General features: G+C 74.3%; 15 protein-coding genes. 5 read left to right on the forward strand and 10 right to left on the reverse strand.

What is annotated here, in order from left to right; genetic code table 11:
• Positions 1 to 188: 188 nt before the first annotated feature.
• From ACFZCD_RS17755 to ACFZCD_RS17765, 3 genes are read right to left on the reverse strand one after another with little or no spacing between them, the layout of a single operon-like run.
• On the reverse strand, positions 189 to 1,481 hold the full coding sequence (locus ACFZCD_RS17755) for a VWA domain-containing protein (RefSeq protein ID WP_391831743.1): 1,293 nt from the start codon (positions 1,479 to 1,481) through the stop codon (positions 189 to 191).
• On the reverse strand, positions 1,478 to 3,964 hold the full coding sequence (locus tag ACFZCD_RS17760; RefSeq protein WP_391831745.1) for a DUF5682 family protein: 2,487 nt from the start codon (positions 3,962 to 3,964) through the stop codon (positions 1,478 to 1,480). Before ACFZCD_RS17760 ends, ACFZCD_RS17755 begins: the two co-directional genes overlap by 4 nt.
• Positions 3,961 to 5,061 (reverse strand): AAA family ATPase, encoded by a 1,101-nt coding sequence (locus ACFZCD_RS17765; RefSeq protein WP_391831747.1) that lies wholly within the window; start codon positions 5,059 to 5,061, stop codon positions 3,961 to 3,963. Before ACFZCD_RS17765 ends, ACFZCD_RS17760 begins: the two co-directional genes overlap by 4 nt.
• Positions 5,062 to 5,188: 127 nt before the next feature.
• On the opposite strand from ACFZCD_RS17765, the gene ACFZCD_RS17770 reads away from it, so the two are divergent.
• Entirely contained in the window at positions 5,189 to 6,607 is a 1,419-nt protein-coding gene (locus ACFZCD_RS17770) for an SWIM zinc finger family protein (protein WP_391831749.1), read from the forward strand.
• A 220-nt stretch (positions 6,608 to 6,827) separates the two neighbouring features.
• The gene (locus ACFZCD_RS17775; RefSeq protein WP_391831751.1) at positions 6,828 to 8,456 is read left to right on the forward strand and encodes a DUF5691 domain-containing protein; all 1,629 of its coding nucleotides are present in this window, start codon (positions 6,828 to 6,830) and stop codon (positions 8,454 to 8,456) included.
• 28 nt (positions 8,457 to 8,484) lie between these two features.
• Here ACFZCD_RS17775 and ACFZCD_RS17780 read toward each other — a convergent pair whose 3' ends face one another.
• Positions 8,485 to 8,898, reverse strand: a complete 414-nt coding sequence (locus tag ACFZCD_RS17780; RefSeq protein ID WP_391831753.1) for a cobalamin B12-binding domain-containing protein — start codon at positions 8,896 to 8,898, stop codon at positions 8,485 to 8,487.
• A 353-nt stretch (positions 8,899 to 9,251) separates the two neighbouring features.
• Between ACFZCD_RS17780 and ACFZCD_RS17785 the strand changes: the two genes are divergently transcribed.
• Both ACFZCD_RS17785 and ACFZCD_RS17790 read left to right on the forward strand, forming a co-directional pair.
• Entirely contained in the window at positions 9,252 to 10,124 is an 873-nt protein-coding gene (locus ACFZCD_RS17785) for an esterase/lipase family protein (RefSeq protein ID WP_391831755.1), read from the forward strand.
• 166 nt (positions 10,125 to 10,290) lie between these two features.
• Positions 10,291 to 12,069, forward strand: a complete 1,779-nt coding sequence (locus ACFZCD_RS17790) for a peptidoglycan DD-metalloendopeptidase family protein (protein ID WP_391831757.1) — start codon at positions 10,291 to 10,293, stop codon at positions 12,067 to 12,069.
• 79 nt (positions 12,070 to 12,148) lie between these two features.
• Here ACFZCD_RS17790 and pcrA read toward each other — a convergent pair whose 3' ends face one another.
• Positions 12,149 to 14,626: a DNA helicase PcrA gene (pcrA, locus tag ACFZCD_RS17795; protein WP_391831759.1), complete on the reverse strand. Its 2,478-nt coding sequence runs from the start codon at positions 14,624 to 14,626 to the stop codon at positions 12,149 to 12,151.
• A 128-nt stretch (positions 14,627 to 14,754) separates the two neighbouring features.
• Positions 14,755 to 15,108 (reverse strand): hypothetical protein, encoded by a 354-nt coding sequence (locus tag ACFZCD_RS17800; RefSeq protein WP_391831761.1) that lies wholly within the window; start codon positions 15,106 to 15,108, stop codon positions 14,755 to 14,757.
• 310 nt (positions 15,109 to 15,418) lie between these two features.
• On the opposite strand from ACFZCD_RS17800, the gene ACFZCD_RS17805 reads away from it, so the two are divergent.
• Complete coding sequence (locus ACFZCD_RS17805) at positions 15,419 to 16,531, forward strand: NlpC/P60 family protein (protein WP_391831763.1); 1,113 nt, start codon at positions 15,419 to 15,421, stop codon at positions 16,529 to 16,531.
• 60 nt (positions 16,532 to 16,591) lie between these two features.
• Here the strand turns inward: ACFZCD_RS17805 and ACFZCD_RS17810 are convergent, their stop codons facing one another.
• The 4 genes from ACFZCD_RS17810 to ACFZCD_RS17825 form a co-directional block, all read right to left on the reverse strand.
• Complete coding sequence (locus ACFZCD_RS17810; protein ID WP_391831765.1) at positions 16,592 to 17,707, reverse strand: alpha/beta hydrolase; 1,116 nt, start codon at positions 17,705 to 17,707, stop codon at positions 16,592 to 16,594.
• 188 nt (positions 17,708 to 17,895) lie between these two features.
• On the reverse strand, positions 17,896 to 18,579 hold the full coding sequence (locus tag ACFZCD_RS17815) for a LuxR C-terminal-related transcriptional regulator (RefSeq protein ID WP_391831767.1): 684 nt from the start codon (positions 18,577 to 18,579) through the stop codon (positions 17,896 to 17,898).
• Positions 18,576 to 19,856: a PspC domain-containing protein gene (locus ACFZCD_RS17820; protein WP_391831769.1), complete on the reverse strand. Its 1,281-nt coding sequence runs from the start codon at positions 19,854 to 19,856 to the stop codon at positions 18,576 to 18,578. Before ACFZCD_RS17820 ends, ACFZCD_RS17815 begins: the two co-directional genes overlap by 4 nt.
• A 60-nt stretch (positions 19,857 to 19,916) precedes the next feature.
• Positions 19,917 to 21,656, reverse strand: coding sequence for a serine/threonine-protein kinase (locus ACFZCD_RS17825; protein ID WP_391831771.1), 1,740 nt, complete (start codon positions 21,654 to 21,656; stop codon positions 19,917 to 19,919).
• Between the last annotated feature and the right edge of the window lie 74 nt (positions 21,657 to 21,730).

Here is a 21,730-nt window from a genome sequence, read left to right on the forward strand (position 1 = left end):
GGTTGCGCCCCGGGGTAGCACGGGCGAGGGCGGCACACGTTCACCGTTGACGCGGCATGTCCGTCTCGCAGGTTATCCCCGCAGGCGGGGAGGCCCTAAATCAGAGGTCACACTCCGGCCGTGATTACGCTCACAGATCGCGACCGGTCCCGCACGCGGACGGGTGTGCGGGAGGGGCCGGGCGGCGGTCACCCGGCCGCGTCCGGGACGGGCAGGGGGCGCTTCTCCAGGGCCGCCGCCATCACGTCGGGGAAGAGGTCCGGGGTGCAGGCGAAGGCGGGCGCGCCGAGGGCGGCCAGGGCCGCCGCGTGCTCGCGGTCGTAGGCCGGGGCGCCCTCGTCGGAGAGTGCGAGAAGCGTCACGAACTGCACGCCGGCCGCCTTCATGGCCGCCACCCGTTCGAGCATCCCGTCGCGTATCCCGCCCTCGTAGAGATCACTGATCAGGACCACGACGGTTTCGGCCGGGCGGGTGATGCGGGACTGGCAGTAGGCGAGCGCCCGGTTGATGTCGGTGCCGCCGCCGAGCTGGGTGCCGAAGAGCACGTCGACCGGGTCGGACAGCTGGTCGGTGAGGTCCACGACGGCGGTGTCGAAGACGACGAGGCGGGTGTCGAGGGAGCGCATCGAGGCGAGGACGGCGCCGAAGACGGAGGCGTAGACGACGGAGGCCGCCATGGAGCCGGACTGGTCGATGCAGAGGATCACGTCCTTCTTCACCACCCGCGCGGCCCGGCCGTAGCCGATGAGGCGCTCGGGGACGACGGTGCGGTGCTCGGGCAGGTAGTGCTTGAGGTTCGCCCGGATGGTGCGGTCCCAGTCGATGTCGCGGTGGCGGGGGCGGGCGATGCGGGCGGACCGGTCGAGGGCGCCGGTGAGGGTGGCGCGGGTGCGGGTGGCCAGCCGCTTCTCCAGGTCCTCGACGACCTTGCGGACCACGGCGCGGGCGGTCTCCTTCGTGGTCTCGGGCATCGCCTTGTGGAGGGAGAGCAGCGTGCCCACGAGGTGCACGTCGGCCTCGACGGCCTCCAGCATCTCCGGCTCCAGGAGGAGCGCGGCGAGACCGAGCCGGTCGATGGCGTCCCGCTGCATCACCTGAACGACGGACGCCGGGAAGTACGTGCGGATGTCCCCCAGCCAGCGGGCGACGCGCGGGGCGGAGGCGCCGAGGCCCGCCTCGCGGGAGCCGGCGGACCGGGCGCCCGGGTCGCCCTGGCTGCCGTAGAGCGCTTCGAGGGCGCGGTCCATGGCGGCGTCGGCGCCGCTCAGGGCGGCGAACCCGCCGCCGGCGCCCGTGGGGGACTCCGCCCCGAGGACGAGGCGCCAGCGGCGGAGGCGTTCGGCGGGGGTGGTGGGGATCGTGGTGGGGGCGGTGGCCGTGCGGGCGGTCGTGTGCGGGGTCGCGGTCGTGTGCGGGGTCGCGGTCGTGTCCGGGGGCGTGCTCGTGTCCGTGGTCGCGGTTGTGGTGTCCCTGGTCGTCATCGGGGTCCCCCTGTGTGTGCCATGCCCAGCAGCAGGTGCATCGTCGGCAGCACCGCCGCCGCGCGTTCCTCGTCGAGGCGTGTCCCGGGCCCGCGCTCCGCCCGGCCGCCGGGCAGCGTTCCCCCTCCTCCGGCTCCTCCTCTTCCGGGCCCGCTGCGGCGGATCTGCAGGCCCACTGCGCGGCGCGTTCCCGGGTCGAACGCCGAGAAGGTGCGGCGGAGCAGGGGCAGGACGCCGGCGAAGGACCCGGCCGGTACGCCGGTGAGCCAGTCGTCGACGAGGGCGAGCAGGCGCTCGTCGTGGACGAGGAGCATGCCGCCGGGTCCGCCGCTGCCGAGGAACCCTTCGATCCAGGCGGCGGCCTCGGCCGGCTCCGTACCGGTGGAGAGCGCGAGCCCCATGAGCCGCGCGGCCCGCCCGTCGGGCAGCAGCCCGTCGTCGAGCAGCAGCCGCACCGCCCGCCCGCGGATCCCGCCGGGCAGCCCGTCCCGCCCGGCGAGCACGCCGAGCACGGCGGCCCAGCGCTGCCGGAGGGAGGACGCGCCGGGCTCCGGTTCGGGGACGAGCAGCCCCACCGCCTGGTGGACCTCGTCCACCAGGCCCCGCATGGAGGCCGCGGCGTCCGCGTCCAGGCCCGCGCACGCGGCGGGAAGGCCCACGAAGACGCGTTCGGCGAGCCCCTGGGCCACTTCGCCGAGCGCGGCGGTGTCCGTGCGGCGGACGTCGCCGTAGCGCACGGAGCGGACCAGGGCCGGGAGGGCCTCGGCGAGGTGGGCGACGTCCGTGTCGAGCGCGGCGCGGTCGGCCAGGACGCGCATCACGGCCGGCAGGGCGGCGGGCAGTCCGGCGAGCAGGCAGCGCTCGGCGAGCGAAGTGACGCCGGCGAGGCTTGCGGCGTCGGCGGCCAGGGCCTCGGCCCTGGCGGTGGCCGCGGCGAGCACGGTCGTCCCCCAGGCGGAGGCCTCGGCGACCCGCACTGCCAGCTCGGGCTCCCAGCTCAGCCGCCAGGACTCGCGGAACGTGCCGGTCCCCGCGCGGGAGCGGACGGGCTCGCCCCAGTCGACGCCGAGGAGCCGCAGCCGGTGCAGCAGGCGGCTGCGCGCGGCGTCGGTGTCCTTGCGGAGGTCGAACTCCCAGTCGCGCGCGTCGGCTTCGGGTTTGAGGCGCAGGCTGCGCCGGAGGCGGGCGAGGTCGCGCTGGAGGGGCGTGGCGGGGGCGGTGTCGGGGACCTCGCCGAGGACGTTCCCGACGACGAGCCGGTCCCGTACGAGCGCGAGCGGTACGTCGGAGCCGTCGCACATCACGGCTCTGACGGCGTCCGTGGTCTCGGTGAGCCCGGCGAGCGGGCGGCCGCGCAGGGAGGCGAGGGTGCGGGCGAGCCGGACGGCCTCGATGACGTGGGCGGAGGAGACGGGGAAGTCCTCGTCGCGGAGCAGCCGGGCGACCTTGGTGAGCCAGCGTTCGAGCGGGCGGTCGGTGGCGTGGAAGAGGTGGCCGTACCAGCCGGGCGAGTCGATGCCGGCGCCGTAGCCGCTGCGGCGGGAGAGCCGCCGGTGGGTCCAGGGGACCCAGCTGACTTCGGCCTTGACCTTCGGGAGCCCCTTGAGGGCCTGCCGGTCGGTGGTGACGGTGCGCCGGGCGGTGAGGGCGGGGACGTGCCAGGCGCCGCAGACGACGGCGATCCCGTCGCCGAACTGCCGCCGGGCGTCCCGGATCCTGAGCCGCATGTGGGCTTCGCGGACGAGGTCCCGCGCGCCGTCGGGCCCGTCGCCGCCGATGTCACCGTCGGCGTCGCCGTCACCGAAGGCGGACCGCAGTTCGGCCATGGCGTCGGCGAGCGCGGCGAAGGGGGCGAGGGCGTCGGTCCCGTCCGCGCTGCGGCGGTGCTCGACGGCGTCCTCCCACCACAGCTCGGGGTCGTCGTACCCGGCGGCCGCGGCGAGCACGGCGAGGGGATCGGACCGCGGGGCGGCGGGCGGAGGGTCTGCGGGTCGCGGGCCGGCGGGTGACGGATCGGCGGGTCGCGGATCGGCGGACGGTCCGGCTGCGGGGGACGCTTCGGCGGCGGCGCGACGGCCTCGCCCGGTGTCACCGGCAGCGGGGGTGCCGGCCCCGCCGGCCGGCTTCGGGGCGGGCCGGAGTCCGTCCCCTCCGCTCAGTGCGAGCGCGTTCGCCGCCGGCAGGTCGATGAACCGTACGGGGACGCCGTGCGCGAGGGCCCAGCGGATGGCCACCCACTCCGGGGAGAACCCGGCGAGCGGCCAGAACGCGGCGCGGCCCGGGTCGTCCGCCGCGTGGGCGAGCAGGGCGACGGGCGGCCGCATGCCCTCGTCGTCCGCGAGGTGGACGATCGCGTCGGCCTCGGGCGGCCCCTCGATGAGCACGGCCGCGGGGCGGCACTGTTCCAGGGCCGCCCGGACGGCCCGCGCGGAGCCGGGCCCGTGGTGGCGGATGCCCAGGAGGAAGGGGCCGGGGGCGGTCACGCGGAGACCTCGCGGCAGGCGCGGTAGAAGTCCTTCCAGCCGTCGCGCTCGCGGACGACGGTCTCCAGGTACTCCTGCCAGACGAGCCGGTCCGCGGCCGGGTCGCGGACGACCGCGCCGAGGATCCCGGCGGCCACGTCGCCCGCGCGCAGCACGCCGTCGCCGAAGTGGGCGGCGAGGGCGAGGCCGCCGGTGACGACGGAGATCGCCTCGGCCGTGGAGAGCGTGCCCGAGGGCGACTTGAGCTTCGTGCGGCCGTCGGTGGTGACGCCGTCGCGCAGCTCGCGGAAGACGGTGACGACGCGCCGGATCTCGTCGGTGCCGTCGGGCACGGACGGCAAGTCGAGGGAGCGGCCGATCTGGTCGACGCGCCGGGAGACGATGTCGACCTCGTCGTCGGGCGTGGCGGGCAGGGGCAGCACGACGGTGTTGAAACGGCGGCGCAGGGCGCTGGAGAGCTCGTTGACGCCGCGGTCGCGGTCGTTGGCGGTGGCGATCAGGTTGAAGCCGCGGACGGCCTGCACCTCCTCGCCCAGCTCGGGGATGGGGAGGGTCTTCTCGGAGAGGATGGTGATCAGGGTGTCCTGGACGTCGGCGGGGATGCGGGTGAGCTCCTCGACGCGGGCGGTCAGGCCCTGGGCCATGGCCCGCATGACGGGACCGGGCACGAGCGCCTCGCGGCTGGGGCCGTGGGCGAGGAGCCGGGCGTAGTCCCAGCCGTAGCGGATGGCTTCCTCGGGGGTGCCGGCCGTGCCCTGGACGAGGAGCGTGGAGTCGCCGCTGACGGCGGCGGCCAGGTGCTCGGAGACCCAGGTCTTGGCGGTGCCGGGCACGCCGAGCAGGAGGAGGGCGCGGTCGGTGGCGAGCGTGGTGACGGCGACTTCGACGACGCGGCGCGGGCCCACGTACTTGGGCGTGATCACGGTGCCGCCGGGCAGCGTGCCGCCGAGCAGGTAGGTGGCGACGGCCCACGGCGAGAGCCGCCAGCGCTCGGGACGGGGCCGGTCGTCGGCGGCCGCGAGGGCCTTCAGCTCCTCGGCGAAGGCGTGCTCCGCGTGCGGTCGCAGGGCCTGGGTGTCGGTTCCGGGCACGGTCACAAGTCCCCCTCGGTGTGCGTTTCCGGGATGCGTGAACAACCCTGCACCACCCCACTGACAACGCCCCCGGGCGGCGCGAACTCGCAGGTCAGGGCGATTGTCAGTGGGGGGTCCTAGCGTTTGGGGCATGAATCCGCAGGGGGACATCAGGACGGCGGAAACGGTGCTCGCGCTGGCGCCTGACGCCGCATCACGCAAGGCGGGGAGCAAGCTGGCGGCTCCCGGGCCGTGGTCGGGCGCGGGGGCGCGCGCGGAGGGGGAGGGAGGCCGGGTCGGAGCGGTCTGGGGGGAGTGCTCCGGCAGCGGCAGCCGGCCGTATCGCACGGTGGTGGATCTGTCCGGGGAGGGCGGCCCCGGCTTCAACTGCTCCTGTCCGAGCCGCAAGTTCCCGTGCAAGCACGCCCTGGGCCTGCTGCTCTTGTGGGTCTCGGGGGAGGCCGCGGTGCCGGTCACGCGGGATGACCCGCCCGGCTGGGCGGGGCAGTGGCTGGACCGGCGGCGGCAGCGGGCCGAACGGGCCGCCGCCGGCCCGGAGGCCGCCGCGCCGGCGACGCCCGCGGACCAGGAGGCGGCCCGGCGGCGAGGGGAGCGCCGGGCCGCGCGGATCACCGCGGGCGTCACGGAGTTGGAGCAGCGGCTGGCGGACCTGTTGCGCGGCGGGCTCGGCTCCGCGGACGGTACGGGGTACGGGCCGTGGGACGAGACCGCGGCCCGCATGGTCGACGCCCAGGCGCCCGGCCTGGCCGCGCGGGTAAGGGAGTTGGCGTCCGTACGGGGTGCGGGGGCCGACTGGGCGGGGCGGCTGCTGGAGGAGTGCGCCCTGCTGCACGCCCTCAACCAGGGCTGGCTGCGCCTGGACGAGCTGCCGGAGCCGCTGGCGGCGACGGTCCGTTCGCGTGTCGGCCTGACCACCGACACCGCCGCGCTGCTCGCGTCCGCCCCGCCGGTCCGCGACCACTGGCTCGTCCTGGCCCAGCAGGACAGCGACGACGGCCGGCTGACCACCCGCCGCATCTGGCTCCACGGCCGCGGCTCGGGCCGGATGGCGCTGCTCCTCTCCTTCGGCGCGGCCGGGCGGGCACCGGAACTGTCCCTGCCCGTGGGCCTGTCCATCGACGCGGACCTCGTCTACTACCCGGCGGCCCGCCCGCTCCGCGCAGCGCTCGGCACGCGCCACGCCCCACCCGCGGAGAGCCCCGGCCCGCCGCCGGGCGGCAGCGTGCAAGCGGCGCTCTCCGCGTACGGCGAAGCCCTGCGCGACGACCCCTGGGTGGACGCGTGGCCGGTCGTCCTCGACGGCGTGGTCCCGGTCCCGGACGAGGAGGTCAACGGCTGGCAACTGGCCGACGCGGAGGGCGAGTGCGCCCTCGCGGTCGATCCACGGCTGCGCGACAGCCAGGGGTTGTGGCGGCTGGCTTCGCTATCGGGCGGCGCCCCGGTCACGGTCTTCGCCGAATACGGCCACGGGGGCACGGTGCCGCTGGCCGCGTGGGGCCCGGAACGGACACCGCGGACAGCGGAAGGCCAGGAGCCGATACCGCTCTGACGCCAGACGCGCACCACCGATACCGCCACCCGCCCATTCCGCCGGACCCTCGCCGTCGGGGCAGCTCGCCGTCGGGGCAGCTCGCCGTGAGGGCGGGAGATAACGGAGGACCGTTGCAGCGGGCTTCCACGACGGCGTCGGCCGCCGGGGCCGTGCCGTGCTCGGTGCCCGAGGCCGACACACGCCCCTGCGCAACTTCCCGATACGAGAGGGACATCACGTGAACCACACCTGGGACGAGCTCGTCACTTCCGCTCTGCTCGGGACCGGCCGTCGTACGCCGCCCGTGGAGGCCCGGGACGGGCAGGAGGCGGCCCTGGCGCTGCTGGACGCCGCCGCGGTGGACACCGTGCGGCGGCGAGCCGGAGCCCTGCCGGCCGTGGCGCGAGCCCGCCCCGCACCCGCGCCGGCGGACGGCCGCCCGCCGCTGCCCCCGGCGGCCCGCCGCCGCCTCGCCCGGCTGCTCGCCGAGCGCGGCGGGTCCGGGGGCGGGCGCCGGGGCGCCGCGCCGGATCTGACGGAGCTGCTGCCCCAGTGGCTGGCGGCCGCCAACCGGCACGGCTACCAGGCGCCTCCCGCCCTGCTGCCCGCCCTGCTCGAAGCGGCCAGGTCCCGTACCGACCTGCGGCCGGAGGCGCTCGTTTTCGGCGGGCCCCGGGCCCGGTGGCTGGCCGGGCTCAACCCGCAGTGGAAGTACGCGCTGCGGCCCGGCCCCGCCGCGGGCCCGGCGGCTCCGGGAGGCCCGGCGGATGCCGGGGTGTGGGAGGAGGGCCTGTTCGCCGAGCGGGCCGCGTTCCTCTCCTCCCTGCGCCGCCGCGATCCGGCGGCCGCCCGCGAGCTGCTCGCGGGCTCGTGGGCGACGGAGCGGGCCGAGGACCGCCTGCTGTTCCTGGACGTGCTGCGCGAGGGCCGGTCCGCGGCGGACGAGCCGTTCCTGGAGGTTGCTCTGTCCGACCGGAGCCGCAACGTGCGGGCCACCGCGGCGGAGCTGCTGTCGGCCCTGCCCGGCTCGGCGCTCGCGGCCCGCATGGCGGAGCGGGCCCGCAGCTGTGTGTCGCTGGACCGTACGAGCGGCGGCGGGGAACCGCGGATCGCGGTGGAGGCGCCGCACGAGTGCGACAAGGGCATGCAGCGCGACGGCGTCGTCGTGAAGCCGCCGTCCGGGCGCGGGGAGCGCTCGTGGTGGCTGAGCCAGATCGTGGAGGCGGCCCCGCTGGGGGCGTGGGGCGAGCGGTTCGGCGGGCGGAGCCCGGCCGGGATCGTGGCCCTGCCGGTCGCCGACGGCTGGCAGCCGGAGCTGCACGCGGCCTGGTGCCGGGCCGCGGTCCGGCAGCGGGACGCGGAGTGGGCGCGGGCGCTGCTCGGCCCCGCCTCGGCGCCGCCCGCCGCGGAGGGCACGTCCTGGAAGGACCCGGCGAAGCTGCTGTCGGCGCTGCCTGCGGCCGAACGGGCGGAGTGGGTCGCCCGCTTCGTCTCGGCGCACGGCCTGTCGGACGCGTTCCGGCTGCTGGGCGTGTGTGCGGTCCCGTGGGCGGAACCGCTGGGGCGGGCGATCGTGGACGCCCTGGACACCGCCCGCGACGCGGGCAGCTATCCGTGGAGCTTCAGCGGGGTGATGGGCCTGGCCGAGCGCTGCCTGGACCCGGCGCAGGCCGACCGGCTGGAGGCGCTCACCGCACAGCCGGAGGAGCCCGCCGGCGGCTCGGGCGCGTCAGGGGCCGGCGCCTACTGGGGGGAGGCGTTCCAGCGGCTCGTGCGCACGCTGCGGCTGCGCGCCACCATGCTGGCCGAACTGTCGGGGCCGCCCGGCCGGCCGGGAGAGCCCGGACAGCCCGGACGACCCGTCTGACGTGGGCCTCCGGCGCGCTCCGGCGTGGTCAGGCGTCCGTCGGCTGGCGGACGTTCGCGTTGACCCACTCCACGATCGAGGCAGTCGTCGCCCCCGGCGTGAAGATCGCTGCGACGCCCTGCGCCTTGAGCGGCGCGATGTCCGCCTCGGGGATGATCCCGCCGCCGAAGACCTTGATGTCCTCCGCGTCGCGCTCGCGCAGCAGCTCCAGCACCTTGGCGAAGAGGGTGTTGTGGGCGCCGGAGAGGATGGACAGGCCGATCGCGTCGGCGTCCTCCTGGATCGCGGTGTCCACGATCTGCTCGGGCGTCTGGTGGAGGCCGGTGTAGATGACCTCCATGCCGGCGTCGCGCAGCGCCCGCGCGATGACCTTCGCGCCGCGGTCATGGCCGTCCAGCCCCGGCTTGGCCACCACTACGCGGATCGGACCGGTCACTCCCATCACTGCCTCCATGTACGACCGCCGGTAACCGGCGCCCAGGGATGTGAACGAACGTTATCTCCAGCATCCCGCACGCGGCCGTTTCGCGGTGCGGAGGGAGGGGGAAATCACACGTGGGACAACACGTCGCTACGCACCGTCCGCGCGCTTCCGCGTCTTACGGGTCGCCCAGCCACCCGCGTCGCCGGGGCGGCGAGTCTCCGGGCGGTCGCAAGGGGAGCCGCGGCGAGGCCGCCGCACCACTGTGCCGACAGCCGCACGGCACAGCGGTGCGGCCGACCGCGCACAGCTGCCCGTGGGCGCACACGGGGGTCGACAGCCGCGCTTCCCGGGTGCCGTTCGGGAGGTCGGCCATGGGGACCAGGACCCTGCCCTTCATCACCATCCTCGCCGCCTTGCTCCGCCCGTCGACCGCGCTCGTCCGGTCGTCGGTGCTGGAGCTGGCGATACTCACCGGTCATCTGCTCCTCTATCCGACCGGTCTCGTTCAGGAGCGCCCGCCGCCCCGGCGGGCGCTGCCCGTTCTCCCGGACGCCGGCGACACGCCCGACACTCCCGGACTGCACGAATCCGTCGAAACAGAACAAGCAGGTCATCTGCCTGTTCTGTTGCTGCACGGCTTCATCGACAACCGCTCGGTCTTCGTACTGCTGCGCAGATCCCTCCGCCGACACGGCTGGAAGCAGGTCGAATCCCTCAACTACTCGCCCCTGACCTGCGACATCCGCACCGCGGCCCGGCTGCTGGGCCGGCACATAGAGGACATCTGCGCCCGCACGGGCCAGCAGCGGGTCGACATGGTGGGACACAGCCTCGGCGGACTGATCGCGCGGTACTACATCCAGCGGATGGGCGGGGACGCCCGCGTCAGGCTCCTGGTCACGCTCGGCACCCCGCACGGCGGCACGCGCGCGGCCTCCCTGCTGCCCGCGCACCCCCTGGTGCGCCAGATGCGCCCGGGATCGGACGTCGTCACCGAACTCGCAAGCCCCGCACCGGATTGCGCGACGCATTTCATCAGCTTCTGGAGCGACCTGGACCAAATCATGGTGCCCGTGGAATGCGCCCGCATCGACCACCCCGATCTGAGCGTCCGCAATGTGCGCGTGACGGGCGTCGGACACCTCGCGCTGCCGGTGCACTGGGAGGTGGCGGCCGGCATACGGCAGGCCCTGACCACGGAAGAGGCGCAGGCCGACGCGTCGGGAGCGGCCTCCGTCGCCTGAAAACCGAACGCAACTCGAACGTCAAATCGGTTTTCCGGGGTTCAGTCAGCCAAAAGGCGGCTAAATGCCCGGACCCCTGCCGCCCGAAACGTGACGAAGATTGTCGCCGTCCCGTACCGCCGGGTACAGTCGCCGCTAATTCTCCTCCCTCGGCGAAAGAGAAGTGGTGGTGAACGACCGTCACCCGGCGGCGGGCCCCAACCCGTCCGTCCCCGCTCAGGATGGCTCCTACGGGCACTACGCGTCGTACGGTCAGCAGAGCGCACCGCACAACTACACCGGGTACGACGGCCATGACAGCGGTCAGTGGGAGACCACGGGCTGGGGGCAGCACCCGGACGAGACCTGGGGGAGCAACACCACCAGTCAGTGGGGCGTCACCGGCCAGACCCAGATCTGGGACTTCAGCGCCTACACCGCCATGGACGGCTCCGGGCAGCCCGACGCCACCGGCCAGTGGGACACGTCCGGCGCCATCGCGACTCCCCCCACGGGCCAGTGGGACACGAGCGCCATGACGCCGAGCGCCTGGGGCGCGGACGGTGCCTACGACACCTCGGGCCACTGGGAGATGACCGGGCAGACCGAGTTCCCCGGCCATGGCTGGGACGCGAACGGCACCGGGCAGTTCTCCTCCCCGGCAGCCGCCTGGGACACGGGCGCCGGTCAGACCGGCACCACCGGCCAGGCGTCCGGCCACTGGGACACCTCGGGCGGGCAGTGGGACACCTCGGGCGGCTCAGGGCAGTGGGACACCTCGGGCGCCGGGAACCAGTGGGACACCGGCGCCGGGCAGACGCAGACCTGGGACACCAGCGCGTACGCCGCCATGGACGCCGCCCCGGGCCCCGCGGCCGGTGAACCCCAGCACGCCCCGACCCTCATGACCGACCTCTCCGGCATCCAGGCGATGGAGGCGGCGGGATCGCAGGCATCGGCAGGAGCAGCGGGAGCAGCGGGAGCAGCGGAGGACTCGGGCCCGCAGAGCCACGAAGGCCTCTCCCCCGCCGGCGCCGTCGCGAACGCCGAGACGCAGGCCATGCTGTTCGTGCCGCCCGCCCGCGACGGCGACGAAGCGGGGCCCGGCGACGACGCCCCCGGTGAGGCGCGCGCCCACGGCCGCGACGGGCACGGCCGCGACGGGCACGGCCGCGACGGGCACGGCCGCGACGGCCGCAGCGGCGACGCCCGTTCCCGGGCCGGCCGCCGCAAGAGCGCCCCGGCCCGCTCCTCGTACCGCCCGCGCCGCAAGGCCCTGCTGACCATCGCCGTGCCCTCGGCCGCCGTCATAGGAGTCGCCGGCATCGCCGCCGCGACGGTCTCCGGCGGGCAGAGCGACGCCAAGCCCCAGGCCGCTTCCACCCCGGACAGCGCGCCCGCGCCGGCCATGGCCAACAGCAAGCTGGACACCCAGCTCGCGAGCCTCAGCCACGGCGCCGACGACTTCGCCAGCCGTGCCAACCGCACGCAGGAGCGCCTCGACCTGAAGGCACGCCAGGAAGAGGAGAAGAAACGTAAAGCGGAGGAAGCGGCCCGCAAGGAGGCCGAGCGGCCGAAGTACTCCCTCCCCGTGACGCAGCACGGTCTGAGCGCCTACTACGGCCAGGCCGGCGTCAACTGGATGTCGGTGCACACCGGCATCGACTTCCCCGTCGCCTACGGCACGCCCGTCATGGCGGCCACGGACGGCACGGTCCGCACGCAGTACAACGTGGCCTACGGGAACATGGCCATAGTGACGTCGCCCGACGGCGTCGAGACCTGGTACTGCCACCTGAGCAGCACCAAGCTCCGGTCCGGCCAGGTCAAGGCCGGGGACGTCATCGCCTACTCCGGCAACTCCGGCAACTCCACCGGTCCGCACCTGCACTTCGAGGTGCGGCCCGGCGGCTCGGCCGTCGACCCGCTCCCGTGGCTCCGGGCGCACGGCTTCGACCCGACGTAGGCCCGGGCCCCCGGCCCCGCCGGGGGCGGACCCGCACCTTCCGCCGGACCCCCGCCGCAGTGGCGGTCCGCCGGAAGGGCTACAGCTTCTCGACCGGTGCGTAGCGCAGGAGCAGCCGCTTCGGCTTCTCCTCGCCGAAGTCGACCGTGGCCTCGGCATTGTCACCGCTGCCCTTGACGGCGACGACGGTGCCGAGCCCGAACGAGTCGTGCGTGACGCGGTCGCCCACGGCCAGGGCCACCACCGGCCGGTCCTTGGCACGGCGCGTGGCGAACCCGCTCGGTCCGGCCTTGCGCGTCGTGAATCCCGACGTGATCCCGGAGCCCAGGCCGCCGCCCGAACCGCCGGAGCCCCCCGATCCGATCGCGTTCACCGACGCGGACGGCTTCGCAGGACCCGTGCGCCGCCACTGCACGTACTGGTCGGGGATCTCCTCCAGGAAGCGCGACGGAGGGTTGTAGGCGGGCTGGCCCCAGGCGCTGCGCATGCTCGCGCGCGTCAGGAACAGCCGCTCGCGGGCGCGGGTGATGCCCACGTAGGCGAGGCGCCGCTCCTCCTCCAGCTCCTTGGTCTGGCCGAGGGCCCGCATGTGCGGGAAGACGCCGTCCTCCATGCCCGTGAGGAAGACGACGGGGAACTCCAGGCCCTTCGCGGTGTGCAGGGTCATCAGCGTGATGACGCCGGTGCCCTCGGTGTCCTCGTCGGGGATCTGGTCGGAGTCGGCGACGAGGGCGACCTTCTCCAGGAACTCGGCCAGCGTGCCCGGCTCGCCCTCCTCGCGCTCCTGCTCGAACTCGAGGGCCACGGCCGCGAGCTCCTGCAGGTTCTCCACGCGGGTCTCGTCCTGGGGGTCGGTGGAGGCCTGGAGCTCGGCGAGATAGCCGGTGCGCTCCAGCACGGCCTCCAGCACCGTGGCCGGGCCGGCGCCCGACTCGGCGATCGTGCGGAGCTCCTCCATGAGGACGTTGAAGCGCTTGACCGCGTTCGCCGAGCGGGCGGCCATGCCGTAGGCCTCGTCGACGCGGCGCAGCGCCTGCGAGAAGCTGATCTTCTCGCGCAGCGACAGGGCGTCGATCATGGCTTCGGCGCGCTCGCCGATGCCGCGCTTGGGCACGTTGAGGATGCGGCGCAGCGGGACGGTGTCCTCGGGGTTGGCGAGGACGCGCAGGTAGGCCAGGACGTCCCGGACCTCCTTGCGCTCGTAGAAGCGCACGCCGCCGACGACCTTGTAGGGCAGGCCGACGCGGATGAAGATCTCTTCGAAGACGCGGGACTGGGCGTTGGTCCGGTAGAAGACGGCCACGTCCCCGGCCTTGGCGTCGCCGGCGTCCGTGAGGCGGTCGATCTCGTCGGCGACGAACTGGGCCTCGTCGTGCTCGGTGTCGGCGACGTAGCCGGTGATGGCGGGGCCGGCGCCGGCCTCGGTCCACAGGTTCTTCGGGCGGCGGCTCTCGTTGCGCTCGATGACCGCGTTGGCGGCGTTGAGGATCGTCTGCGTGGAGCGGTAGTTCTGCTCCAGCAGGATCGTCGTGGCGTCGGGGTAGTCCTCTTCGAACTGGAGGATGTTGCGGATGGTGGCGCCGCGGAAGGCGTAGATCGACTGGTCGGCGTCACCGACGACGCACAGCTCGGCGGGGCCCTCCTCGGGCGCCGACTCCGCGGTGCCGACGAGCTCGCGCACGAGGGTGTACTGCGCGTGGTTGGTGTCCTGGTACTCGTCGACCAGGACGTGCCGGAAGCGGCGGCGGTAGTGCTCGGCCACGTCGGGGAAGGCCTGCAGCAGGTGGACCGTCGTCATGATGATGTCGTCGAAGTCGAGGGCGTTGGCCTCGCGCAGCCGCGACTGGTACATCGCGTACGCCTCGGCGAGCGTCTTCTCGAAACCGTCCGCGGCCTGCGCGGCGAAGGCCTCCTCGTCGATGAGCTCGTTCTTGAGGTTGGAGATCTTCGCGCTGAAGGACTTCGGCGGGAACTTCTTCGGGTCGAGGTCGAGGTCCCGGCAGACGAGCGCCATGAGCCGCTTGGAGTCGGCGGCGTCGTAGATCGAGAACGACGACGTGAAGCCGAGCTTCTTGCTCTCGCGGCGCAGGATCCGCACGCACGCGCTGTGGAACGTCATGACCCACATGGCGTTGGCGCGGGGGCCGACGAGCTGCTCGACGCGCTCCTTCATCTCGCCCGCGGCCTTGTTGGTGAAGGTGATCGCGAGGATCTGGCCGGGGTGCACGTGCCGGGCGCCCAGCAGGTGGGCGATGCGGTGGGTGAGCACCCGCGTCTTGCCCGAGCCGGCGCCGGCGACGATGAGCAGCGGGGAGCCCGTGTGCACCACGGCGGCGCGCTGCTGTTCGTTCATCCCCTCCAGCAGGGCGGCCGGGTCCACGACGGGGCGGTGGGCGCCGTCGCGGTAGTAGGCCTCGCGGGGGACGGGCACGTCGAACGCGCCCTGGAAGAGGTCGTCCGGCAGGGGCTCCGGGGCCGCGTCCTCCGGGGGCGGGGGGTGCTCCTCGTCCGCGGGGCCGAGGTCCGCCAGGAAGCTGTCGTCAAAGAGGCTGCTCATCGCCTCCCGAGTCTAGGCCGCCCCACTGACACCCGGCCCCGCATTCCGGGCGACAGTGGCGGGACCCACAGCACGGGCCTCCGCCGCCGCCCGGCCGGGCGGCGGCGGAGGCCCGCATCACGGCTGCGTCAGACCCACATCACCGCGATGAAGATGTTGGCCACCGTCAGCGCGCCCACCGTGCCGAAGACCGGGGCCGGGACCTTCTCGTCGTCGCGCTTGACGTAGACGAGGCCGAGGATGACGACGAGCAGCGCCAGCTTGGTGCCGATCTTGACCATGTTCAGCGTGTGGTCCTGCGCCTGGTTGAGGCCGACCAGCGCCACGCCCGTGACGAGCATGGTCAGCGCGCCGTGCAGCATGGCGGGCACCATGCGGGCCTCGCCCTTGCCCATGGCCTTCATCTGGGTCATGAAGCCGCCGAGCAGGGCACCGATGCCGACGATGTGCAGGCCGACGACGGCGTGAATGAGTACGTCCATGGGGCCCGACCCTAGCCGGGGCCATATCACCCACCGGCAGGCAGGTGGGGCGCAATCGCCACTTCGGTCAGGCACGGCATATATCCATCCGCGCGGACCGGGCGGAGATGATCACCGGCCAGTGCATGCTGATCGATTTCATCCACTACCGGTCATGTGCGTTCTGGAGCGTGACCCTGCGGAATAGCGTCCTGGCGCAGACGGCGGCGGCCCGCACTCTCCCCCCTCGTGGCGGGCCGCCGCCGGGCTCCGTCCGGCGGCGGCCACCGGGTCCCGCGGACGGGAGCAGGAACAGCAGGTCTGGAAGGAAGTGACGGCCGGCGTGGCAGCAACGCACCGCAAGCCCAGGCAGCACCCGTTCACCAGCAGCACCGTACGGACCGCGGCCGGACTCGCCCTCGCGGGCGCCGCCACCGTCACGGCCTTCGACGGCACCGCACACGCCGCTCCCCCGCCCTCCGCGGCCCAGCTCAGATCCCAGGCCGACCGGTACTACCGGGAGGCCGAGGAGGCCACCGAGCGCTACAACGGCGCCAAGGAGAAGGCCGACCGTGCCGAGGCCGCCCTCGAAGGGCTGCGGGACCGCGCCGCCCGGAAGGCCGAGCAGCTCAACGCCGCCCGCAACGCCCTCGGCTCCTACGCCGCCGCCCAGTACCGCGAGGGCGGGATGCCGGCGAGCGTGCAGCTGATCCTGTCCTCCTCCCCCGGGCAGTACCTGGAGCGGGCCGCGCTGGCCGGCCAGGCGGGCAGCAGGCAGGCCGCCGCCGTCGGCCGGTATGAGCGCGACGCGCGGGAGCTGCAGCAGGTCCGCGAGGCCGCCGGCACCCGCCTCGCGGAGCTCAAGCACGAGCAGGCCGGCCTCGCCCGGCACAAGCACGAGGTCGAGGGCAAGCTCGCCGAGGCCCGCCGGGTGCTGGCCGAGCTGCCGGACGAGGAGCGGGCCGCCGTGGAGCGCGGGGACGCCCCGGGCGCGGTGCACGGCGCTACGGCCGCCCGGGCCGACCGCTCGGACCCGCGGGACGGCCTGGGGGACGCCCTGCGGGATGGCGTGCAGAACGCTCTGCAGGCGCCCACCGAGCGGGCCGCGCGGGCGGTGGCCTTCGCGTACTCCGCGCTCGGCAAGCCCTACGTGTGGGGGGCGACCGGCCCCGCCGCCTTCGACTGCTCGGGCCTCACCCAGGCCGCCTGGCAGGCGGCCGGCGTCTCCCTGCCGCGCACCACGTACACGCAGATCAACGCGGGCCGGCGGATCTCCAGGAGCGCCCTCGCCCCCGGCGACCTGGTGTTCTTCTACTCCGGCATCAGCCACGTCGGCCTCTACATCGGCGGCGGCAAGATGATCCACGCCCCGCACCCGGGCGCGCCGGTACGGGTCGCGCCGGTCGACGAAATGCCGTTCGCGGGGGCGTCCCGGCCGGTGTGACGGCTGCTTCTCCCGGCGGGCGGAACCGTGCCCACCGCAGCCGTGCGGGCCCGCCGGGGCCTACGGCTTGATCTGCCGGGACAGCCAGCGGAAGACGTCCGGGACCTGCCGCTTCCACACGGCCGTGCCGTGGCCGCCCGCGCCCGCGGGGACCTTCGTCACCTGCACGGTCGTCGGCGGCTTGGCCGCCTGCTTGAGGCCCAGGCCGGCCTGGTAGCCGTCGCCCTCCGCGCCGGAGACGAACAGCGCCACGTGCGGCGGCGTCTTGGCGCGCTGGAGCATCTTCAGCGGGTTGTTCTCGTCGCGCAGCTCGGGCGTCTTGGCCGTCAGCGAGGCGGGCTCGCCGGAGGGGTCGTTGTAGCCGGAGAGGCTCACGCCGGCGCGGTAGCGGTCGGGGTGGGCGACGGCCAGCTTGGTGGCGCAGTGCGCGCCGGCCGAGTAGCCCGCGACGGCCCAGCCGTCCGGCTTCTCCTCCGCGCGGAAGGTGTCCACGACCATCTTGCGGACGTCGACGCTCAGCCAGGTGTCCGCGTTGACCTTGCCGGGGATGTTGGCGCAGCCGGTGTCCACGTCGCCGAGGAGGGTGGTGCGGGGCGCCACGATGATGAAGGGCTCGACCTCGCCCTTCTCCATCATCGGCTTGAGCTGGGTGTTGACCTCCAGCGTGCCGAACCAGGCCTTCGCCGAGCCCGGGAAGCCCGGCAGGACCTCGACCACGGGGAACTTCTTGTCCTTGTACGCGGGGTCGTCGTACTGCGGCGGCAGCCAGACGTACACCTCGCCCTCGACGCCCGATATGTGGCCCTTGAAGTCGGTCTCCTGGACGCCGGGGCCCATCCGCTTGTCGGAGGCGGGCTTGAACTTCTGCGGCTGCTTGGGCGCCTCGTCGACGTTCTTGCCGCCGGTGCCGTCGGGGCCGAGGTCGGCCGCGGCCCGGACGTGGTCGCCGGTGCCGAGGAGGTCGGCCCAGTTGTCGAAGAGGCCGTTGGCGTTGTTGACGATCACGAACACCATGACGATGGCCGTGACCTGGGCGAACAGCAGCATGAGCAGCCGCGTCGCCTGCCGTACGAGCTTGGGGCCGCCGACCCGCCCCCACAGGGCGAGGGGCAGGGCGAGGGCCACCACGACCAGCACGACCGTGGTGAGGAGGAAGGGGGTCCCCGTCAGGCTCATCGGGCTCTCGTTTCGGATCTCGGGCCCCGCGCGGGGCCGGGGCCCTGCGTGCGTGAGAGCCTCTCGCCCGTTCAAGATGGCCGGGGAGCCGGAGGGGTTCCGCCCCGCCCCCGGCCGGGGCGGGGCTTATCCGAATTCGGGCCGGAAGCCGGGGTCCGGGGCCGGTGGGACCGGCCGCCGGGGCGGGGTCAGACCAGGCGGCGCGCCGTCGCCCAGCGGGTGAGCTCGTGGCGGTTGGAGAGCTGGAGCTTGCGCAGCACCGCCGAGACGTGCGACTCGACCGTCTTCACCGAGATGAAGAGCTGCTTGGCGATCTCCTTGTACGCATAGCCGCGGGCGATCAGGCGCAGCACCTCGCGCTCGCGCTGGGTGAGCCGGTCGAGGTCCTCGTCGACGGGCGGGGCGTCGGTGGAGGCGAAGGCGTCGAGGACGAAGCCGGCCAGCCGCGGCGAGAAGACGGCGTCGCCGTCCTTGACCCGGAAGATCGCGTCGACCAGGTCCGTGCCGGTGATGGTCTTGGTGACGTAGCCGCGGGCGCCGCCGCGGATGACGCCGATGACGTCCTCGGCGGCGTCGGAGACGGACAGCGCGAGGAAGCGCACCGGCCGCTCGGCGTCGGCCATCAGGGAGGCGCAGCGGCGCAGCACCTCGACCCCGCCGCCGCCGGGCAGGTGGACGTCGAGGAGGACGACCTCGGGGCGGGTGGCGGTGATGACGGTGACCGCCTGGTCGACGTCGGCGGCCTCGCCGACGACCTCGACGCCCGTCCGGTCGGTGGCCCCGATCTCGGCCTGCACGCCCGTACGGAACATGCGGTGGTCGTCCACCAGCACGACCCGTGCGTGGCGCTGCACCGTCTCTTCGGTCGTCATGACGCGTTCTCCGCCCTCTCCATTTCCAGCTCCACTTCGGTTCCCCCACCGGGCACGGACCGCAGCCGGGCCGTGCCGCCGTTGCGCTGCATCCGGCCGATGATGGATTCGCGGACGCCCATGCGGTCGTCCGGCACCGCGTCCGGGTCGAAGCCGGGGCCGCGGTCGCGCACGGAGAGAAAGACCGTACGCCCCTCGACCTCGGCGTACACCTGGACGGCGCCGCCGTCGCCACCGTACTTGGCGGCGTTGACCATGGCCTCACGGGCGGCCTGCAGCTGGGCGGCGAGGCGCTCGTCCAGCGGGCAGTCGCCGACGACGACCACCTCTATGGGCACGCCGTGGTAGTCCTCGACCTCGGCGGCGGTGGCCTTGACGGCCTCGGCCAGGGTGTCGGGCTGCTCGGCCTCGTCCTTCCCGCGGCCCTCCGGCTTGTAGAGCCAGGCGCGCAGCTCGCGCTCCTGGGCCCGGGCCAGGCGCGCGACCTCGCGGGCGTCCTCGGCGTTGCGCTGGATCAGGGTGAGGGTGTGCAGGACGGAGTCGTGGACGTGGGCCGCGACCTCGGCGCGCTCCTGGGCCCGGATGCGCATGGTGCGCTCGGCGGAGAGGTCCTGGGTCATGCGGACGAGGGAGGGACCGGCCAGCAGCGCTATGCCGACCAGCACGGCCAGCGACGCCTGCAGCACGGTGCCGAGGTGCTCGGCGGAGCCCTGGAGGACGACGATGCCCGTCACGCCCGCGGCGGCGAGCGCGACTCCGGCCGCGCCGCGCGCGAGCGGCAGGACCCGCTTGCTGCGGCCGACCTCCATCCAGTGCGCCCGGCGGGCGTTGTCGGCCTGGCGCCACACGAGGGCGACGCCGGCGCCGCTCAGCAGCAGCGGCCAGACGTAGGCGTTGGCGCGGCCGAGGTGGAGGTTGTCCGCGAAGATCGCGGCGCCGATGACCAGGGCGGCGAGCGCGACGACCTGCCCGCGGTCGGGCTTGCGGGCGAAGAGGCGCCGGCGGCCGTCGGGGGCCGTCTCGGCGGCCACCGGGCGGGGGGCCTCGACACCGCCCACGCCGAGCGGCACCACGAACCAGAACACCGCGTAGAGCACGGCGCCCATGCCCTGGGCCAGCAGCAGCGCGACGAAGACGAGCCGCACCCAGGACACCGGCAGGCCCAGGTGCCCGGCGAGCCCGCGCGCGACACCGCCGAACATGCGGCCCTCGGCGCTGCGGTAGAGCTTGCGCAGCGGCGGGCCGTCGAGGTGCTGCGTACGGGACGGGACGGTCATGTACTGATCGTCACATGTCCGCGGGGGCCGCGGCATCAGGGTTCCTCCCTGACGGGACCCCTAGTGGGCGGCGGGCCGGAAGCCGTCGCGCACCGCGTCGAAGACGGGGCTGTGCTTCTTCCAGTCGGCCTTCGGCGCCGAGAGGTAGATGGCGTACTCCTTCTCGCCCGGCCGCCCGAAGCCGAGGTCGGCCGCCTGGAACTCGCGGGCCCGGCCCTGGAAGCTGAACTCCCAGATCGCGGCCGGCATCCCCCGGTAGACCGTGCCCTCCATGCGCAGTTGGTGGTAGCCGGGCAGCTTGCCTTCCTTGACGGACTTGGCCTCGTCGTTCTTCCAGTGCTGGAGCGGGTCGGAGCTCGCGAGGTCGAGGACGGAGACGCGCAGGCTGACCAGTCCGGACGGGTCGACGTGGACGATCTCGTCGGTACCGGGCACCTTCTCGCGCTTCCAGCCGTCCGGTACGGGGAAGGCCACGCCGCGCTGCTTGTCCTCGAACAGGTGGTAGCCGCGGGGCACGGGCGACGGGCTCGGCGGGGGCTCGGGGGCCTTGCTCGCCTTCTCACCGGGGTGCGCGGAGGCGTCCCGGCCGGCCTCGGTGCGCGTGGTGGCGTCGTCGCCCTCGTCGTCCCCGAAGCCCAGGAAGTACGCGCCGCCCGCGAGGCCCGCGACGGTGACGAGGGCCAGGGCGCTCCACAGGACGGGGCGGCGGTTGCGGGTGGTGCCCGCGGGGGTGGCGGGGACAGGCACGGCAGGTGCGGGGGCAGTGGCCGAAGTGGTGGAGACGACTGTCTCGGCGGGCGCCGGCCGCTCGGTGGGGGCAGCGGGAGCAGTGGGGGCCGCGGGGCGGGAAGGGGAAGCCGGGGCGGCCGCCGTGGTGGCGCGGCCGGTCTCGTCGGCCCAGGGCGTGGCCGCGGGGGCGGCGGGCCGGGACTCGACGGCGGGTATGTGCGCCGTGTCCGGCTCGGCCGCCGGCTCGCGCAGGATCTGCTCGGCCAGCTCGGCCGGGGGCCGCACGGCCGGGTCCTTGGCGAGGAGGGTCTCGATGAGCCGGGTGAGCTCGCCCGCGTTGCGCGGCGGCTCCAGGGGGTCCATGGCGATCGCGTACGCCGTCTCGACGGCCGTGTCCTTGCGGAACGGCGGCCGGCCCTCCAGGGCCTGGTAGAGCGTCGCGCCGAGCGCCCACAGGTCGGAGGCGGGCCCGGGCTTGGCGCCCTTGACGCGCTCGGGCGCGATGTAGTCGATCGAGCCGACCATCTCGCCGGTCTTGGTGAGGGTGGAGGTGCCGGTGGACTGGGCGATGCCGAAGTCGGTGAGGACGACCCGGCCGTCGTCGCCGAGCAGCACGTTGCCCGGCTTCACGTCGCGGTGCAGCACCCCGGCCGCGTGGGCGGCCCGGAGCGCCGCGATCATGCCGCGGCCTATGCGGGCGGCTTCCTCCGGGGTGACGGTCCCGTGCTTGAGGACGTCGCCGAGGGTCCTGGAGGGCACGTACTCCATGACGATGCAGGGCAGGCCGTGATCGTCGACGACGTCGTGGACGACCACCACGTTGGGATGGGTGATGCGGGCGGCGCTGCGGGCCTCGCGGCGGGTGCGCTCGTAGAGCGTGGCGAGCTCGTCGTCGTCCAGGTACGGCGAGACGTGCAGTTGCTTGAGTGCGACCTGGCGGTCGAGCAGCTCGTCCTGGGCGCGCCAGACCGTGCCCATGCCGCCGCGGCCTATCCGGTCGACGAGGCGGTACCGCCCGGCGACCAGCCGGCCGTGGTCCGGCCGCGGCCCGGACACCGCCTGCCCGGACACTGACCCATCCACCCCGAAGCCCTCCGGTTCCCCTGCTGTGCTGTGTCGCGTCACGATATACGGCACCTTCTCAG

Origin of the sequence: Streptomyces sp. NPDC008001 (genome assembly GCF_042958085.1) — a bacterium.
Classification (GTDB): domain Bacteria; phylum Actinomycetota; class Actinomycetes; order Streptomycetales; family Streptomycetaceae; genus Streptomyces.

Bases quoted from the DNA above. Each gene is read 5' to 3' on its own strand.
- ACFZCD_RS17755 (WP_391831743.1), bottom strand. From the start codon at position 1,481: ATGACGACCAGGGACACCACAACCGCGACCACGGACACGAGCACGCCC.
- ACFZCD_RS17770 (WP_391831749.1), top strand. From the start codon at position 5,189: ATGAATCCGCAGGGGGACATCAGGACGGCGGAAACGGTGCTCGCGCTG.
- ACFZCD_RS17780 (WP_391831753.1), bottom strand. From the start codon at position 8,898: ATGGGAGTGACCGGTCCGATCCGCGTAGTGGTGGCCAAGCCGGGGCTG.
- ACFZCD_RS17785 (WP_391831755.1), top strand. From the start codon at position 9,252: ATGGGGACCAGGACCCTGCCCTTCATCACCATCCTCGCCGCCTTGCTC.
- pcrA (WP_391831759.1), bottom strand. From the start codon at position 14,626: ATGAGCAGCCTCTTTGACGACAGCTTCCTGGCGGACCTCGGCCCCGCG.
- ACFZCD_RS17800 (WP_391831761.1), bottom strand. From the start codon at position 15,108: ATGGACGTACTCATTCACGCCGTCGTCGGCCTGCACATCGTCGGCATC.
- ACFZCD_RS17810 (WP_391831765.1), bottom strand. From the start codon at position 17,707: ATGAGCCTGACGGGGACCCCCTTCCTCCTCACCACGGTCGTGCTGGTC.
- ACFZCD_RS17815 (WP_391831767.1), bottom strand. From the start codon at position 18,579: ATGACGACCGAAGAGACGGTGCAGCGCCACGCACGGGTCGTGCTGGTG.
- ACFZCD_RS17820 (WP_391831769.1), bottom strand. From the start codon at position 19,856: ATGACCGTCCCGTCCCGTACGCAGCACCTCGACGGCCCGCCGCTGCGC.